The organism is Longispora fulva, from assembly GCF_015751905.1.
GTDB lineage: Bacteria > Actinomycetota > Actinomycetes > Mycobacteriales > Micromonosporaceae > Longispora > Longispora fulva.
Map to the genome: position 1 here is coordinate 4,248,479 of NZ_JADOUF010000001.1, position 15,974 is coordinate 4,264,452.

The following is a 15,974-nucleotide window of genomic DNA, read 5'->3' on the forward strand; positions in this document are numbered from 1 at the left end:
CCATGTGGGCGCGGATTCTCGGATCCGCCGCCGGCGGCGGGTTCCCGCAGTGGAACTGCTCGTGCCGCAACTGCGACGGCGCCCGGACCGGCCGCCTGCCGGTCCGGGCCCGGACCCAGGCGGCGTTGGCCGTCAGCGGGGACCGGCGGGGCTGGTTTCTGGTCAACGCGACCCCGGACATCGGCGCGCACCTGGCCCGGCTCGCGGAGCCCGCTGCTGCGGCCGGGGGTGGCTCGGCCGGAGGTGAGGCCCGGGGCAGCACCGCCGGAGGGGAGATCCGGCGGAGTCCGGTCCGGGCGGTGCTGCTCACCGACGCCGAGCTGGACCACACCGCCGGGCTGCTGTCTCTGCGCGAGGGTGACGGCCTCACGGTGTACGCGACCGCCGCCGTCTTCCGCGCCGCCGCCCCGCTGCTCGCGATCCTCGGCGCGTACCAGCCGGTCCTCCGCCGGGTGCTCGAACCCGGGGTGGACACCCCTCTCGACGGGTACCTGAGCGTGCGCGCCCTGCCGACCGGCTCGACGAAGCTCCCCCGTTACGCCGCGCACCTGCCCGCCGACCCGGCCGGCGTCGTGGGCTACGTGTTCACCGGGCGGGGCGGCGCCGTCCTGGTCTACCTGCCGTGTGTGCCCGAGCTGACCCCCGACCTGGTCACGGAGCTGGAGGCGGCGGACTGCGCGCTGGTCGACGGCACGTGCTGGACCGACGACGAGATGGCGCTGGTCGGCCGGCCGGAGAAGACGTCCCGGTCGATGGGCCACGCGCCGGTCACCGGCCCCGGCGGCACCCTGCCGGTCCTGGCCGGGTTGGCCACCCCGCGCCGGATCTACACCCACCTGAACAACACCAACCCGCTGCTCGTCGAGGACTCCGCGGCCCGGCGCGCCGTCGAGGCGGCCGGCGTCGAGGTGGCCCACGACGGGATGGAGTTCGCGCTATGACGGAACAGTTCGTCGCCGAGCTGCGGCGGCGCGCCACGATCTACTGGGAGAAGCACCCTTTCCAGCAGGCGATGCTCGCCGGCGAGTTGGCCCCGGACGCGATCCGGGCCTTCGTCTCCAACCGGTGGTACTACCAGGCCTCGTTGCCGCGGAAGGACGCCGCGATCATCGCCAACTGTCCCGTGCCGGCCGTCCGCCGACGGTGGCTGGAGCGGATCGCCTACCACGACGGGGCGGCCGAGGGCGAGGGCGGGATGGCCGACTGGCTGGCGCTGTGCGACGCCGTGGGGCTGGACCGGGCGGACGTGCTCGACCCGGAAAAGGTGCTGCCCGGGGTGCGGTTCGCCGTGGACAGGTATTCCGCCTTCGCCCGGGAGGCGTCCTGGGTGGCGGGGGTGGCGTCCTCGCTGACCGAGCTGTTCGCGCCCGACCTGATGGGGCGGCGGATCGAGGCGTTCCGGACCCACTACCCGTGGATCGACCCGGCCGGGCTGGCCTACTTCGAGAAGCGGTGCGTGCAGGCCCCGCGCGAGGCCGGGCACGCCCTGGAGGTGGTCCTGGAGTACGCGCGGACGGCCGAGCAGCGGGCGGCGTGCGCGGACGCGCTGACCCTGAAGTGCGAGGTGCTGTGGGCGATGCTCGACGCGCTGGACCACGCGTACCGGGGGCACCGGTGATCCCCCGGCTCGCCGCGCACGTGGCGCTGCACTGGCAGCCGGCGCGGGGCACGTGGCTGTTGACCCGGCCGGAGTCGGTGGTGGTGCTCAACGAGACGGCCGCGGACATCCTGACCCTGTGCGACGGGGTCCGCGACGTCGGGGAGATCACCCGGACCCTCCGGCGCAGCTACTCCGACGTCGAACCGGCCGAGGTCGAGGAGCTGCTGGCCGACCTGGCCCGCCAACGCCTGGTGGTGCTGACGTGATCCCCGCGCCGCTGGGGATGCTCGCCGAGCTCACCCACGCCTGCCCCCTGCACTGCCCCTACTGCTCCAACCCCGTGGCGCTGGCCCCGCGCGACTCCGAACTGTCCACCCAGGAGTGGGACCGGGTGTTCGGCGAGGCCGCCGCGCTCGGCGTCGTGCAGGCCCACCTGTCCGGCGGCGAACCGCTGCTCCGCCGGGACCTCGACGAGCTCGTCGCCAGCTGCGGGCGGCACGGGCTGTACACGAACCTGATCACCAGTGGGCTCGGGCTCGACGCCGACCGCCTGGCCCGGCTGCCGGTCGACCATGTCCAGATCAGCGTGCAGGACGCCACCGAGCGGGCCTCCGACGACATCGCCGGCACCCGGTCGTGGGCGCGGAAGATCACCGCGGCCCGGGTGGTGAAGGACGCCGGCCGGCCGCTGACCCTCAACGTCGTGCTGCACCGGGCCAACGTCGACCACGTCGGGGCGGTCATCGCGCTCGCCGGAGAGCTGGGCGCCGACCGGCTCGAACTCGCGCACACCCAGTACTACGGCTGGGCGCTGCGGAACCGGGCGTGGCTGATGCCGTCGATGGAGCAGGTGCTGGCGACGGCCGAGGTGGTGCGGGCGGCGCGTACCCGGATGGAGATCTCCTATGTTCTTCCCGACCTGCACACGGGCACGCCCAAGCCGTGCACCGGAGGCTGGGGCCGGACCCAGCTGACCGTCGCGCCGGGCGGAGAGGTGCGGCCCTGCGCCGCGGCCGACTCGCTGCCGCTGGAGTTCGCCAACGTCCGCGACCGGTCCCTGGACTGGATCTGGTACTCGTCGCCGTCGTTCAACCGCTTCCGGGGTACCGACTGGATGCCCGACCCGTGCCGGAGCTGTGCCCTCAAGGACGTCGACCTGGGTGGCTGCCGGTGCCAGGCGTTCCAGCTCACCGGCGACCCGGGCGCGACGGATCCGGTGTGCCGGCTGTCCCCCGACCGGCACCTCGTGGACGCGGCCCTCGCCGGGCCGCCACAGACCGCCCCCTTCCCCCGTCCGCACGCTCCGAAGGGTCCCTCCTCATGAACCTGCGAAGAAGCACCGTCCTGCTCGGGACGGTGGCGGCGCTACTACTGCCCCCGACGGGCGCGCTCGCCCTGCCGGACGCCGCCGGCTATGAGGCCGAGAACGGCACGTTGTCCCAGGCCGTGGTCGAGTCCAACCACGCCGGGTACACCGGCACCGGGTTCGTCAACTACGACAACGTGGCCGGCGGGTACGTCGAGTTCACCGTGCCGGCGACCACGACCGGGCCGGCGACGCTGACGTTCCGGTACGCCAACGGGACCACCGGGGACCGGCCGCTCGCCGTGGCCGTCAACGGCACGGCCACGGCCACCGCGTTCCCGGCGACCGGCGCGTGGACCACGTGGCGGACGGTCACGGTGACCGCCACGCTCGTGGCCGGGCCGAACACCGTCCGGGCGACCGCGGCGACGGCGGCCGGCGGCCCCAACCTCGACTCGGTGACGGTCGGGGGCCAGGCCGGCACCGACTGGTCCGTGGCCGTGACCGACTCGACGATGCGGCGCAAGACCCCGGACACGCTCGGCGGCTGGGGCTACACCGAGGGGCTGTACCTGTACGGGCAGTACCTCGTCTACCAGCGCACCCACGACCCCCGCCTGCTGTCCTACCTGCGGGCGTGGGCGGACCGGTTCGTCGCCGCCGACGGGAGCGTCGGTTTCTCCTTCAACAACCTCGACCAGATGCAGTCGGGCAACGTGCTGCTGCTGTTGGCGAGGGAGACCGGGCAGGCGAAGTACCAGAAGGCGGCGAAGAAGATCCGGGACCGGCTGCGCACGTACCCGACCACGGGCGACGGCGGGCTGATCCACGCGACGAGCAAGACCGGGCAGCTGTGGGCGGACGGCTCGTTCATGGTGGTGCCGTTCATCATCCGGTACGGGCACCAGTTCGGCGAGGCCCAGTGGGGCGACGACCTTGCGGCCCAGCAGCTCCTCGTCTACGCCTCCCACCTCCAGCAGAGCAACGGGCTGCTGCTGCACGCCTACGACGAGACGAGGTCGCAGAGCTGGGCGGACAGGCAGACCGGCCTGTCCTCGCAGTACTGGTGCCGGGCCATCGGCTGGTACGGCATGGCCGCGATCGACACCCTCGAACTCCTCCCCGCCGACCACCCGAAACGCGCCGCGATCGTCGACTCGCTCCGCCGACTCGTCGCCGGGTACGCGCGCTACCAGGACCCGGCCACCGGGCGCTGGTTCCAGGTCGTCGACCGCGGCGAGCTGGCGGGCAACTGGACCGAGACGTCGTGCTCGGCGATGTACGCGTTCACGGTCGACCGGGCCGTCCAGCGCGGCTACGTGGACGCGTCCTACCAGCCGGTCGCCGACCGGGGCTACCGGGGCGTGCTCGGCAAGGTGGGAAAGAACTCCGACGGGCTGAGCGACGTGGCCGACATCAGCGTCGGCACGAACGTGGGCGACCTTAACTACTACCTGAGCCGCACCCGGGCCACGAACGACCTGCACGGCCTCGGCGCGTTCCTGATCATGAACGAACAGCTGGGCCCGGTGGGCTGAGCCCGGCCTGGGCTCGGCGCCGCAGGCTGAGCCGGGAGGCGGGCACCTGACCTGTGTCGGGTGCCCGCCGCCGGACCGGGCCGGCCGGGTCGTCGGTGCCGGGTGCCGTCACGCCGCCGTTCGCGGGTACTGCTGCGCGCCCAGGGCCGCCGACACCTCGTGCGCCGCCCGGACCACGTGCGGGGCGACCCGGCAGGCCTGGTCGCGTTCCATGTCGAACACCAGGCCGGACACGCTGACCGCGCCCACCGGCACGTTGCGGTGGTCCACCACCACCGCCGCGACGCACCGGATCCTGGCCACGTTCTCCTCGTCGTCGAACGACCAGCGCCGGACCCGGATCGTGGACAGGTGCGCCACCAGGGACGGGATCGTCGCAATCGTGCGCGGGGTGCGCGGCGGCAGCCCGGTCCTGCTGATGATCGCGCGCATCTCCCGGTCGGGCAACGCGGCGAGGATCGCCTTGCCGATCGCCGTACTGTGCAGCGGGAACGTCGCCCCGACCCGCGAGCGCATCCCGTACGCGCCCCGGCCGTCGAGCTTGTCGACGTAGACGGCCTCGTCGCCCTGGCGGACCCCGAAGTGCACCGTGTAGCCCGACTGCTCGCACAGGGCGTGCAGGGCGGGGCGGGCCGCGCGGGCCAGGTCCGAGTCGTCCCCGGCCCGGCCGGCGAGCCGCAGCACCGCCGGCCCGAGCAGGTACTCGTGCTCGTCGCCGTCGCGCACCCAGCCCAGGGCCACGAACTCCTGCAGGATCCGGTGCACCGTGGACACCGGCAGGTTCGTCGCCCGGGCGAGCTGGGAGACCCGCCGGTGGCTGGCCAGGGCCTCCAACACCGCGACCGCCTTGGCGATCGCGGTCGGGGTCGGTGCGGGGAGCATGGCCTGGGTACGGGTAGCGATCGCCCTGGTCATCTGTAGTCCGCCGTAACGCTGGACTTCGGTGGTTTGAACATGGACTTCCTCCTCAATGGATCATCCTGTACGCTGTCGTCATGAGTTCTAGAACTGTGAAGCGGATGTACCGCTACCGCTTCTACCCGACGGAAACTCAGGCCAAGGAACTGACGCGAACATTCGGCTGCGTGCGCTACGTCTACAACCGCGTACTCGCGGAGCGAAGTCGACTGTTCCTGGTGGAGTCCCGGGTGAGGGCTTTGGACCCCACCGACGGTCGCGTCGGCGTGGACGCGGGCCTGACGCACCTCCTGACCCTGTCCACCGGCGAGAAGATTGACAATCCTCGCCACGCGTTGGCCGAACGGCGTCGGCTCGCCCGCGCACAACAGACGCTGGCCCGCAAACAGAAAGGATCCAACAATCGCGTCAAGGCGCGCGGCCGCGTGGCGAGAATCCACGCCCGAATCGCGGATCGCCGTTCTGACCTTCTGCACAAGGTGTCCACCCGACTCGTCCGCGAGAATCAAACGGTCGTGATCGAGGACCTTGCGGTGCACAACATGGTCAAGAACAGATCCCTGGCCTACGCGATCTCCGACGCGGGATGGGCCGACCTGCGTCGCAGGATCGAATACAAATCCGACTGGTACGGACGGGAACTGATCGTTCTGAACCGCTGGTACCCCTCGACGAAGTTGTGCTCCGAGTGCGGACACCTCGTGGACCACGTCCCCCTGGGCACCCGGTCCTGGACCTGCCCGGCCTGCAACACCGCCCACGACCGCGATGTGAACGCCGCCAGAAACATTCTCGCCGCAGGGCTTGCGGAGAGAGTAAACGCCTGTGGAGACCACGTAAGTCCTCCTCTCTGAGCGGGCAGCGGTCGTTGAAGCAGGAACCATCCCGGCAAGCAGTGAGCTGCTGGGAGTCCTCACCCCATGGGCGAGGAGGAAGTCAACGGGCCATCCACCCTCCGTCCACGACGAGCACGTGTCCGTGCACGTAGTCCGACGCGGGCGCGGCCAGGAAGACCACCGCGCCCGCCACATCCTCCGGTTCGCCCCACCGGCCGGCGGGGATCCGGGTACTGATCTCCGGCTCGCGCCGGGGGTCCGCGCGCAACGCCGCCGTGTTCGCCGTGCCGATGTAGCCCGGCGCGATCGCGTTGACGTTCACGGCGTCGCCCGCCCACTCGTTCGCCAGGGCCTTGGTGAGGCCGGCGACCCCGTGCTTGCTGGCCGCGTACGCCGGCACCCGCACGCCGCCCTGGAACGACAGCAGGGAGGCCACGTTGACGATCTTGCCGCCGCCGCGGGCGCGCATCGGGGCACCGAACAGCTGGCAGAGCAGAAACACCGCGTCGAGGTTGACGTCGAGGACGGCCCGCCAGTCGGCGTAGGTCGTCTCGGCGGCCGGGGCGCGGCGGATCGTGCCGGCGTTGTTGACCAGGATGTCCACCGTGTGCCGGTCGAGGACCCGATGGGCTGCCTCCCGGACGACCTCCGCGTCGTCCAGGTCGGCGCACACGACGGACACCGCACGGCCCCGCTCCGCGACCAGCGCGGCGACGTCGTCGACCGCGCCGGGTCCCCGGCCCCACAGGACGAGGTCCGCCCCGGCGTCGGCGAGGGCCAGGGCCGTGGCCCGGCCGATGCCGCCCCGCGCGCCGGTGACGAGCGCCGTCCGTCCGGCCAGGTCGAACATCACCGCAGTTCCCCGGTCGCGACGTGGTCCATGTCGTCGTAGGCGGTGTTCTCGCCGGCCATCGCCCACACGAAGCTGTAGTGGGCGGTGCCCGCGCCGAAGTGCACCGACCACGGCGGGCTGAGCACGGCCTGGACGTCGGCGACGACCAGGGACCTGGTCCGGTCGGGCGGTCCGGCCACGTGCAGGACCCGCTCGCCGTCGGCGAGGTCGAAGTAGAGGTACGCCTCGGTGCGCCGCTCGTGGGTGTGGCACGGCATGGTGTTCCACACGCTGCCCTCGGCGAGGCTGGTGATCCCGAGGACGAGCTGGCTGGAGCGGATCCCGTCGGCGTGCACGTAGCGGCGGACGGTGCGGACGTTCGCGTGCGCGGCGTCCCCGAGGTGCAGCGCGTCCACCTCCGCGGCCCGCGCCAGTGTCGTCGGATGACTATCGTGGGCCGGGGCGGAGACCAGGTAGAACCGGGCTTCGCCGTCGAAGGTGACCGGGCCGGAGCCCCGGCCGACGTAGAGGACGTCGTGGGCGGACATCGGGTACAAAGAGCCGCCGACCGTGACGCCGCCCGGGCCGGACAGGCACACCACGGCCAGTTCGCGGCGGTCACAGAACGCTGTCGCGCGCAGCTCCGCCGGCACCGGCAGGGTCAGCGGACCGGAGGCGGGCCATGCGCCGCCGAGGATCACCCGGTCGTGGTGGCTGAGGGTCAGCCGCACCTCGTCCCGGACGAACAGCCGTTCGACGAGGAACCGACTCCGGAGCTCGTCAGTACTCAGAGTGACGAACTCGTCCGGATGCGTCGCGTGTCGGGTGTGCACAGTCACTCTTTTCCGTGTCACGGGAAGGCGTTCCCTCGGATCGGATTCCATTCATCACTATGACTCCTGGGAGGACTGGAAGCTAGCCTTACTAACAATTGAGATCCGATGACCTGCCGATCGAGGGAGAACCCGATGCGAAGAGTTCCGATGTGGCTCGCTGCTGCCCTCGTGGCGGCGGCCGGGATCGCGGTGCCAGCCCAGCCGGCGGCCGCGCTCGAGAACGGCCTGGCCCGCACGCCGCCGATGGGGTTCAACAACTGGAACACGACCCACTGCACGGCGACGTTCAACGAGGCGATGGTCAAGGGGGTCGCCGACACGTTCGTCTCGGCCGGACTGCGGGACGCCGGGTACCGGTACGTGAACATCGACGACTGCTGGGCGGAGAAGACCCGCGACGCGGCCGGCAACCTCGTCCCGCAGCACACCCGGTTCCCGCACGGGATCAAGGCCGTCGCCGACTACGTGCACGCCAAGGGCCTCAAGTTCGGGCTCTACACCAGCGCCGGCACGAAGACCTGCAACGGGGCGGACGGCTTCCCCGGCGGACTCGACCACGAGCAGCAGGACGCGAACCTGTTCGCCTCGTGGGGCGTGGACTACCTCAAGTACGACAACTGCAACAACCAGGGGGTCGACGCGCAGGTCCGGTACAAGCGGATGCGGGACGCGTTGCAGGCCACCGGCCGGCCGATCGCGTACAGCATCTGCGAGTGGGGGCGCTCCGACCCGAAGGTGTGGACGTGGGGCGAACCGGTCGGCAACCTGTGGCGCACCACGGGCGACATCTCGGACACCTGGTCGAGCATGATCGGCAAGGCGCACGCCAACGACGACCTGGCGCGGTACGCCGGGCCCGGGCACTGGAACGATCCGGACATGCTGGAGGTGGGGAACGGGGGGATGACGGACACCGAGTACCGGACCCACTTCAGCCTGTGGGCCGTGATGGCCGCTCCTCTGCTGATCGGCTCCGACATCCGCACCGCCTCCGCCGCGACACTGGCCATCCTCACCAACACCGACGTGATCGCCGTCGACCAGGACGTCCTCGGCGCCCAGGCCACGGTCGTCAGTTCCTCGGCCGGCCTCGTCGTCTACAGCAAGCCCCTCGCGAACGGGGACCGCGCCGTGGCCCTGCTCAACGAGACCGGGGCCAGCGCCACCGTGAGCACCACGGCCGCGGCGGTGGGGCTGGGCGGGGCATCGTCGTACACGCTGAAGGACCTGTGGTCGAAGGCCTCGCGCGGCACGACCGGGACGATCAGCGCCACCGTGCCCTCGCACGGCACGGTGCTCTACCGGGTGTCGAAAGGCCAGCTCACGCCGCCGCCGGCCGGCACGTCGCAGCTGTCGGCGCTGTCGTGGACGTCGGCGGTCAACGGCTGGGGACCGGTGGAGAAGGACCGCAGCAACGGGGAGAAGGCCGCCGGCGACGGGAAGCCGCTGACCATCGGAGGCGTCGGTTACGCCCACGGCCTGGGCACGCACGCGGCCAGCGACATCAGTTTCCACCTGGGCGGCCGGTGCACGACCGTGACGGCCGAGGTGGGCGTCGACGACGAGAAGACCCTCGGCAGCGTGGTGTTCCAGCTCTGGCGGGACGGCACGAAGATCGCCGACAGCGGCGTCCGGACGGCATCGCAGGGGGCGCTGCACCTGGTCGGGGACATTTCCGGGGGTACGACGCTGCGACTGGTCGTCACCGACGGCGGGGACGGGGTGAACTCCGACCACGCCGACTGGGCGGACGCGAAGGTGACCTGCGCCTGAGCCGCCCCACGGACGCGCGGAGGGCCCCGGACTCCGGGGAGGCGGGGCCCTCCGCGCTTCTTCCCGCGTACCGGCCACCGACACGCGTGGCCTGGGCGGATCGGGCCGGCGGGGCGGCCGACAGGATCGGGGCAGGTGTCGACGTAACCGTCTGGGGATCTTGATCTTTCAGGGGATCAGCCAGCCGAGGACCGGGGTCGACTGGAGGAAGACCAGGGCGCACAGGAACAGCAGCAGGGCCACGCTCCACGGGGCCACCTTGCGGAACAGGGTGCCCTCCTGCCCAACCAGCCCTGCGGCGGCAGTGCCGATCGCCAGGTTCTGCGGGGAGACCATCTTCGCGAGCACCCCGCCCGAGCTGTTCGCGGCGCCCAGCAGGATCGGGGACTCCCCGATCTTCGCGGCCGCCGTGGTCTGCAGTTTCGCGAACAGCGCGTTGGAGCCGGCGTCGGTGCCGGTGATCGCGACCCCGAACCAGCCGACGATCGGCGACAGGAACGCGAAGAACGCGCCGGCCCCGGCGAGGAACAGGCCCAGGGTGGTGATCTGGCCGGACAGGTTCATCACGTAGGCGAGCGCGAAGACGCAGAGAATGGTGACGATCGCATAGTTGAACTGGCGCAGCGTGCGGCCGTACGCGCGCAGGCCGTCGAGGGGCCGCACGGCCAGGACCAGCATCGTGAGCAGCCCGGAGACGAACAGCAGGGTGCCGGTCGCGCCGAACCAGTTCAGGGTGTAGGTGGCCAGGCCGACCGGCTTGCCTGCCGGGGTCAGCACGTGCAGGCCCGGCCAGGCGAACCTGCGGGTCGGGCCGTCCAGCCACCCCTTGACCGCGTCGATCTGGGCCAGGGCGAAGACGGCGATGATGATGGCGTACGGGGCGAACGCTCGGGCCACGTCGAGGCGGGAGTCCCCGGAGGCCGCAGCGCGGTCGGACCCGGGTGCCGCAGCGCGGTCGGACCCGGGTGCTTGGGCGAGGCGCTCGCTGGGCTTCCACACCCGACCCAGCACCACCACGGCCGCCGCCGACACCAACGCCGCGGCGATGTCACACAGCTTGTACGACCACGCCGACACCACGAACTGGGTCACCGCGAACGACAACCCGGCCGTCAACGCCGCAGGCCACGCCCTGCGCAGTCCCCTGCGGCCGTCGGCGACCAGGAGCAGCACGAACGGGATCACGAACGCCAGGAACGCCGTCTGTCGGCCGGCCATCGCGCCGAAGGTCTCCGCGCTCAGGCCGGTCTGCGCGCCCAGGATCGTGATCGGGTTGCCCAGGCCGCCGAACGCCACCGGGGCGGTGTCGGCCACCAGGGCCAGCACGATCGCCTTCATCGGGTGGAAGCCGATCGCGACCAGCATCACGGTGCAGATCGCGACCGGGGAGCCGCCGCCGGCCAGGGCCTCGACCAGCGCGCCGAACGAGAACGCGATCACGATGGCCTGGACCCGCTGGTCGTCGCTGACGGTGGCGAAGGCGCGACGGAGTACCGCGAAGTGGCCGGTCGCGACGGTCATCGTGTAGATCCAGATCGCGTTGAACGTGATCCACAGGATCTGCAGGACGCTGGCGGCCATGCCGAGCAGCCCGGAGTCGAGGGCCTGGCCGAGGGACATGCCGTAGCCGAACACCGCGACGCCGAGCGCCACGGCGAGCGCGGCCAGGCCGGCCCATTGCGCCTTCCACCGTAGCCCGCCGAGCAGCAGGAGCAGCGCGAACAGGGGCAGTGATGCCAGGAGCGCCGACAGGGCGAGCGACCCCGTCGGGTTCGGGTTCTGGGTGTACACGGCGTCCTCCGGGGTCGTGGGATCCCCAGGTCTACCGCAGCCGTGTCCCCAGGTCAGTGGCCGTTTCCGTGGGACGGCAAAATACGCTTCCCGGTCACCGCAGAATGGACGGATGACCACATTCGAGTCGCTGCTCGCCGAAGGCGCCGCCGTGCCCGTCGAGGGGTGGGACTTCTCCTGGTTCGCCGGCCGGGCCACCGAGGAGCGCCCGCCGTGGGGCTACGCGCGCATGGTCGGGGAGCGGATGGCCACGGCCGCCGTCGCGCTCGACCTCCAGACCGGCGGCGGCGAGGTGCTGGCGACCATCAGGACCGCTCCGGGGGTACTGGTGGCCACCGAGTCCTGGCCGCCCAACCTGGCCGTGGCGCGCCGGACCCTCGCCCCGCTGGGCGCGACCGTGGTCGCGGCGGCCGACGGCGGGGAACTGCCCTTCGCCGCGGAGTCGTTCGATCTGGTGGTCAGCCGGCACCCGGTGACCACCCGCTGGGACGAGATCGGCCGGGTGCTGCGCCCAGGTGGCACGTACCTGTCCCAGCAGGTGGGGGTCGGCTCCGTCCGGGAGCTCACGGACGCCGTGATGGGGCCGCAGCCGGTCGGTCAGGGGCGCAGTCCCGGCCGGGCGGTGGCTGCGGCCGAGGCGGCCGGGCTGGAGGTGGTGGACCTTCGGGAGGCTTCGCTGCGGATGGAGTTCGGCGACGTCGCCGCCGTGGTGGTGTTCCTGCGGAAGGTGATCTGGATCGTGCCCGGGTTCACGGTGGACGCCTACCGGTCGTCGTTGGCGGCGTTGCACGCCCGAATCGAGGCGGAGGGGCCGTTCGTGGCGCACTCGACCCGGTTCCTGATCGAGGCCCGCCGACCGGCCCGGTAGCCGGCGCGGGGGCCGACCCGGCGCGGGGCGGGTCAACCGTCCACGGCGATGACGACCTCCAGGGTGCGCGGGCCGTGCACGCCCTCGACCCGGTCGAGTTCGATGTCGCTGGTCGCCGACGGGCCGCTGATCCAGGTCAGGGGCCGGTCAGCGGCGAGGAGGGCGAGCGCGTCGGCGACCCCGGGCACGACGGTCCTCACGACGCACAGGTGGTAGTCGGGCACCAGGGTCACGGCGCGCCGACCCTGGCCTGCCGACCCGTCGAGCACGATCGTGCCGGTGACGGCGATGGCCAGGGCTGAGGTGGTCAGTACCCCGTCGACGTGGTCGAGATCGCGGGCCGACAGCGCCGGCGCGTCCCGGTGCCAGTCGACGCCGGGAGTCAGCCAGTCGGCGGGCACGCCCTCGGGGGCGACCATCGCGCGGGCGCCCTGGCGTCGCACGGCGGCCGCGATGGTCGCGGGGACCTCGGCGGGGGCGACGACGTGCACGACGGCACGGTAGTCACGGACCCGCTCGGCCAACAGCTCCACCAGGGAGCGGGGGCCGGCGTCCGCCGGGTCCCGCCCGGCCAGGTCGCCGGGGCCCGTGTGGCCTGGCTTCCCGGCCGGCGTCGCGAGCTGGCCCGGGCGGGGCACCTCGGCGGAGGCCGCTTGGGGGCGGGGCAGGTCCGGTGCGTCGGCGAGGGCCGCGCGGACCCGGCCCATGATCTCCTCCCGGGCGCTCGTCACGCTCACCCCTTCTCCCCTTCCGAACGCCACCAGTCCCGGAACGACTGCTCCGGCACCCTCGGCAGGTCCCGGGTGTCCGTCCAGCCGCCGAACGCGCCGGGCAACCGTTTCGGCGCGAAGCGGCGGGTCCGTACCGCCCAGCGTTGCGCCCAACCCAGCCGGCGCGGGGACCTCAGCACCCAGCCGGCGACGCCCATCGCGGCCTTCTCCCCGAGGTGACCGGGGCCCGAGGCGACCCGGGCGCGCAGGTGCACCAGCACCTCGGGGATGTCGATCGCGACCGGGCACACGTCGTAGCAGGCCCCGCACAGGGTCGAGGCGTAGGGCAGCGACGTGTCGAGCGCCGAACCGACCCCGCGCAGCTGCGGGGTGAGGATCGCGCCGATCGGGCCCGGGTAGACGGAGCCGTAGGCGTGGCCGCCGGCGCGTTCGTACACCGGGCAGACGTTGAGGCAGGCGGAACAGCGGATGCACCGCAGCGCCTGGCGGCCGACGTCGTCGGCGAGGACCCGGGTGCGGCCGTTGTCGACGAGGACCACGTGCACACTGGTCGGCCCGTCGCCGGGCGTGACCCCGGTCCACATCGACGTGTAGGGGTTCATCCGCTCCCCGGTCGAGCTTCTCGGCAGGAGCTGGAGGAACACGTCGAGGTCCGCGAACGTGGGCACGAGCTTCTCGATGCCCACGATGCTGATCAGGATCTCCGGCAGGGTCAGGCACATCCGCCCGTTGCCCTCGGACTCCACGACGACGAGGGTGCCGGTCTCGGCGACGGCGAAGTTGGCCCCGGACACGGCGACCTTCGCGGCGAGGAACCGTTCGCGCAGGTGGGTCCGGGCGGCGGCGGCGAGGACGGCCGGCTCGTCGGTCAGGTCGGCGGGCGCGTCGGGCATCCGGTCGCGGAAGATCTCCCGGATCTCGGCCCGGTTGCGGTGGATGGCGGGTACCAGGATGTGCGAGGGGGTGTCCCCGCCGAGCTGGACGATGAGTTCGGCGAGGTCGGTCTCGTGCGCGGCGATCCCGGCGGCCTCGAGGGCCTCGTTGAGCCCGATCTCCTGGGTGGCCATCGACTTCACCTTGACGACCTCGGAGGCCTCAGCCTCGCGGACCAGGTCGATCACGATCCGGTTGGCCTCGGCGGCGTCCCTGGCCCAGTGCACCTGTCCCCCGGCGGCGACGACGGCCGCCTCGAACTGTTCGAGGTAGGACTCCAGGTTGCGCAGCGTGTGGTCCTTGACGGCCTTGGCGTGCGCGCGCAGCCCGGGCCAGTCGGGCAGTTCCCCGATCGCAGCGGCCCGCTTGTCCCGGATGGTGTGCGTCGCGTTGCGCAGGTTGGCCCGCAACTGGGAGTCCATGGTGGACACGGCGGCAGCCTGCGGGAAGCCCAGATACGTTCTCATGTCGCCGCCAGGATCTCGGCCAGGTGCAGGACCCGGACCCCGGTTCGCTGCCGGGTCAGGGAACCGCCGAGGTGCATCAGGCAGGAGTTGTCGGCGGCGCACAGCACCTCGGCCCCGGTGTTGAGCACGTGCCCGATCTTGTCCGCGCACATCGCCGCGGACACCGCCGGGTTCTTCACCGCGAAGGTGCCGCCGAAGCCGCAGCACTCGTCGGCGGCGGGAAGGTCGACGAGTGTGAGGCCGCGGACCGCGCGCAGCAGGTCGGTCGGCCGGGAACCGACCCGTAGGCCGCGCAGGGAGTGGCAGGTGGGGTGGTAGGTGACCGTGTGCGGGAAGTACGCGCCGACGTCGGTGACGCCGAGGACGTCGACCAGCAGCTCGGAGAGTTCGTGCACGCGCAGCGCCGCGACCCGGGCGGCCAGCGCCGGATCCCCGGCGGCCAGTCTCGGGTACACCTCGCGGACCATCGCGGCGCAGGAGGCCGACGGGACGACGACGGCGTCGTACCCCTCGAAGGTGTCCAGGAACGGGCCCACCATCGGCAGCGCCTTGTAGCCGGTGTTGTGGTGCATCTGGCCGCAGCAGGTCTGCTGGAGCGGGAAGTCCACGGTGTGGCCGAGCCGGCGCAGCAGGCGCACGACGGCCTTGCCGGTTCCGGGGAACAGGGTGTCGTTGACGCAGGTCACGAACAGGGCGATCCGCATGTCACCGGCCTCCCAGGTAGACCCGGCGGGCGGTGCGGGCGAAGACCAGCCGCCGCTCGTCGTCGGAGAGTCCGGCGAGCGCCGTCTCCGTCAGACCGACCACCTGGGGGTACGTCGCAGCCAGGGTGCACACGGGCCAGTCCGAGCCGAACATCAACCGGTCGGGGCCGAACAGGTCGAGGGCGTGGTCGACGTACCGGAAGATGTCCCCGGGTTTCCAACCGGCCCACGCGGCCTCGGTGACCAGCCCGGACAGCTTGCAGGTGACGTTGGGCGACGCGGCCAGCGCGGCGAGCCGGTCGGCCCACGGCTGCCACGCTCCGGACGCGATCGACGGCTTGGCGACATGGTCGAGCACGAAGGTCACCTCGGGGAGCAGGGCGGCCACCTCGGCGGCGGCCGGCAGCTGGGTCGGCGTGACCAGCAGGTCGTACGCGAGCCCGTCGAGGGCCCGCAGGCCGGCGAGCACGTCGTCCCGCACCAGCCAGCGGGGATCGGACTCGTCCTGGGCCTGGTGCCGGATCCCGACCAGCGCCGCGCCGCCCGGCCCGGCCCGCAGGTCGGCGACCTGGCCGGGGACGTCGCCGGTCAGGTCCAGCCAGCCGACCACCCCGGCGATCAGCGGGTGGTCGGCGGCCGTGGCGAGCAGTTCGCGGGTCTCGGCCAGGTCGGAGACGGCCTGCACCACGATGGTGGACTCCACCCCGGCGGCGGCGGCCAGCGGCGCGAGCCGGTCCGGGTCGAACCTGCCCCGCAGCGGGTCGGCCCACGGGCCGTCCATCCACGGGTAGGCGCGCGTGGCGACGTCCCACAGGTGGTGGTGCGCGTCGATCCGACCCAT

16 protein-coding genes are annotated in these 15,974 nt (G+C 72.2%); 8 read left to right on the plus strand and 8 right to left on the minus strand.

Annotated elements, in window-relative coordinates; all coding sequences use genetic code 11:
* Window positions 1–2 precede the first annotated feature (2 nt).
* The 5 genes from pqqB to IW245_RS18860 are packed head-to-tail and all read left to right on the plus strand — an operon-like array spanning window position 3 to window position 4,444.
* A complete protein-coding gene (gene pqqB, locus IW245_RS18840) occupies window positions 3–941 on the plus strand; it encodes a pyrroloquinoline quinone biosynthesis protein PqqB (RefSeq protein WP_197004494.1) in 939 nt (312 codons plus the stop codon).
* Window positions 938–1,618, plus strand: a complete 681-nt coding sequence (gene pqqC, locus IW245_RS18845; RefSeq protein WP_197004495.1) for a pyrroloquinoline-quinone synthase PqqC — start codon at window positions 938–940, stop codon at window positions 1,616–1,618. The genes pqqB and pqqC overlap by 4 nt, the downstream gene beginning before the upstream one ends.
* Entirely contained in the window at window positions 1,615–1,866 is a 252-nt protein-coding gene (gene pqqD, locus IW245_RS18850; RefSeq protein ID WP_197004496.1) for a pyrroloquinoline quinone biosynthesis peptide chaperone PqqD, read from the plus strand. The genes pqqC and pqqD overlap by 4 nt, the downstream gene beginning before the upstream one ends.
* Window positions 1,863–2,924, plus strand: coding sequence for a pyrroloquinoline quinone biosynthesis protein PqqE (gene pqqE / locus IW245_RS18855; RefSeq protein WP_233473143.1), 1,062 nt, complete (start codon window positions 1,863–1,865; stop codon window positions 2,922–2,924). The genes pqqD and pqqE overlap by 4 nt, the downstream gene beginning before the upstream one ends.
* The gene (locus IW245_RS18860) at window positions 2,921–4,444 is read left to right on the plus strand and encodes a glycoside hydrolase family 88 protein (RefSeq protein ID WP_197004497.1); all 1,524 of its coding nucleotides are present in this window, start codon (window positions 2,921–2,923) and stop codon (window positions 4,442–4,444) included. Before pqqE ends, IW245_RS18860 begins: the two co-directional genes overlap by 4 nt.
* A gap of 108 nt (window positions 4,445–4,552) precedes the next feature.
* Here IW245_RS18860 and IW245_RS18865 read toward each other — a convergent pair whose 3' ends face one another.
* Complete coding sequence (locus tag IW245_RS18865; protein ID WP_197004498.1) at window positions 4,553–5,359, minus strand: IclR family transcriptional regulator; 807 nt, start codon at window positions 5,357–5,359, stop codon at window positions 4,553–4,555.
* A gap of 80 nt (window positions 5,360–5,439) precedes the next feature.
* On the opposite strand from IW245_RS18865, the gene IW245_RS18870 reads away from it, so the two are divergent.
* Window positions 5,440–6,216: an RNA-guided endonuclease TnpB family protein gene (locus IW245_RS18870; RefSeq protein ID WP_197004499.1), complete on the plus strand. Its 777-nt coding sequence runs from the start codon at window positions 5,440–5,442 to the stop codon at window positions 6,214–6,216.
* A gap of 82 nt (window positions 6,217–6,298) precedes the next feature.
* Here IW245_RS18870 and IW245_RS18875 read toward each other — a convergent pair whose 3' ends face one another.
* Window positions 6,299–7,048, minus strand: a complete 750-nt coding sequence (locus tag IW245_RS18875; protein ID WP_197008574.1) for an SDR family oxidoreductase — start codon at window positions 7,046–7,048, stop codon at window positions 6,299–6,301.
* On the minus strand, window positions 7,048–7,863 hold the full coding sequence (kduI, locus tag IW245_RS18880; protein ID WP_197004500.1) for a 5-dehydro-4-deoxy-D-glucuronate isomerase: 816 nt from the start codon (window positions 7,861–7,863) through the stop codon (window positions 7,048–7,050). The genes IW245_RS18875 and kduI overlap by 1 nt, the downstream gene beginning before the upstream one ends.
* Window positions 7,864–7,998: 135 nt before the next feature.
* Between kduI and IW245_RS18885 the strand changes: the two genes are divergently transcribed.
* The gene (locus tag IW245_RS18885) at window positions 7,999–9,639 is read left to right on the plus strand and encodes an NPCBM/NEW2 domain-containing protein (RefSeq protein ID WP_197004501.1); all 1,641 of its coding nucleotides are present in this window, start codon (window positions 7,999–8,001) and stop codon (window positions 9,637–9,639) included.
* A 168-nt stretch (window positions 9,640–9,807) separates the two neighbouring features.
* On the opposite strand, the gene IW245_RS18890 is transcribed toward IW245_RS18885, so the two are convergent.
* Entirely contained in the window at window positions 9,808–11,430 is a 1,623-nt protein-coding gene (locus tag IW245_RS18890; protein WP_197004502.1) for an L-lactate permease, read from the minus strand.
* 112 nt (window positions 11,431–11,542) lie between these two features.
* Here IW245_RS18890 and IW245_RS18895 point away from each other — a divergent pair, with 112 nt between their 5' ends.
* Entirely contained in the window at window positions 11,543–12,298 is a 756-nt protein-coding gene (locus tag IW245_RS18895; protein ID WP_197004503.1) for a class I SAM-dependent methyltransferase, read from the plus strand.
* Between the two features lie 32 nt (window positions 12,299–12,330).
* On the opposite strand, the gene IW245_RS18900 is transcribed toward IW245_RS18895, so the two are convergent.
* Genes IW245_RS18900 through IW245_RS18915 form a run of 4 tightly spaced genes read right to left on the minus strand, consistent with a single transcriptional unit; the run spans window position 12,331 to window position 15,974 of the window.
* A complete protein-coding gene (locus tag IW245_RS18900; RefSeq protein WP_233473142.1) occupies window positions 12,331–13,035 on the minus strand; it encodes a LutC/YkgG family protein in 705 nt (234 codons plus the stop codon).
* Entirely contained in the window at window positions 13,032–14,429 is a 1,398-nt protein-coding gene (locus IW245_RS18905) for a LutB/LldF family L-lactate oxidation iron-sulfur protein (RefSeq protein WP_197004504.1), read from the minus strand. Before IW245_RS18905 ends, IW245_RS18900 begins: the two co-directional genes overlap by 4 nt.
* Window positions 14,426–15,133 (minus strand): (Fe-S)-binding protein, encoded by a 708-nt coding sequence (locus tag IW245_RS18910; protein WP_197004505.1) that lies wholly within the window; start codon window positions 15,131–15,133, stop codon window positions 14,426–14,428. Before IW245_RS18910 ends, IW245_RS18905 begins: the two co-directional genes overlap by 4 nt.
* A 1-nt stretch (window position 15,134) precedes the next feature.
* Entirely contained in the window at window positions 15,135–15,974 is an 840-nt protein-coding gene (locus tag IW245_RS18915) for an amidohydrolase family protein (RefSeq protein WP_197004506.1), read from the minus strand.

What these genes read in the sequence shown, in the direction of transcription:
- IW245_RS18915 (WP_197004506.1), bottom strand. Translation starts at nt 15,974, where the DNA reads ATGGGTCGGATCGACGCGCACCACCACCTGTGGGACGTCGCCACGCGC.
- pqqC (WP_197004495.1), top strand. Translation starts at nt 938, where the DNA reads ATGACGGAACAGTTCGTCGCCGAGCTGCGGCGGCGCGCCACGATCTAC.
- IW245_RS18905 (WP_197004504.1), bottom strand. Translation starts at nt 14,429, where the DNA reads ATGAGAACGTATCTGGGCTTCCCGCAGGCTGCCGCCGTGTCCACCATG.
- IW245_RS18860 (WP_197004497.1), top strand. Translation starts at nt 2,921, where the DNA reads ATGAACCTGCGAAGAAGCACCGTCCTGCTCGGGACGGTGGCGGCGCTA.
- IW245_RS18910 (WP_197004505.1), bottom strand. Translation starts at nt 15,133, where the DNA reads ATGCGGATCGCCCTGTTCGTGACCTGCGTCAACGACACCCTGTTCCCC.
- IW245_RS18885 (WP_197004501.1), top strand. Translation starts at nt 7,999, where the DNA reads ATGCGAAGAGTTCCGATGTGGCTCGCTGCTGCCCTCGTGGCGGCGGCC.
- IW245_RS18865 (WP_197004498.1), bottom strand. Translation starts at nt 5,359, where the DNA reads ATGACCAGGGCGATCGCTACCCGTACCCAGGCCATGCTCCCCGCACCG.
- IW245_RS18870 (WP_197004499.1), top strand. Translation starts at nt 5,440, where the DNA reads ATGAGTTCTAGAACTGTGAAGCGGATGTACCGCTACCGCTTCTACCCG.
- pqqB (WP_197004494.1), top strand. Translation starts at nt 3, where the DNA reads ATGTGGGCGCGGATTCTCGGATCCGCCGCCGGCGGCGGGTTCCCGCAG.
- IW245_RS18875 (WP_197008574.1), bottom strand. Translation starts at nt 7,048, where the DNA reads ATGTTCGACCTGGCCGGACGGACGGCGCTCGTCACCGGCGCGCGGGGC.
- IW245_RS18895 (WP_197004503.1), top strand. Translation starts at nt 11,543, where the DNA reads ATGACCACATTCGAGTCGCTGCTCGCCGAAGGCGCCGCCGTGCCCGTC.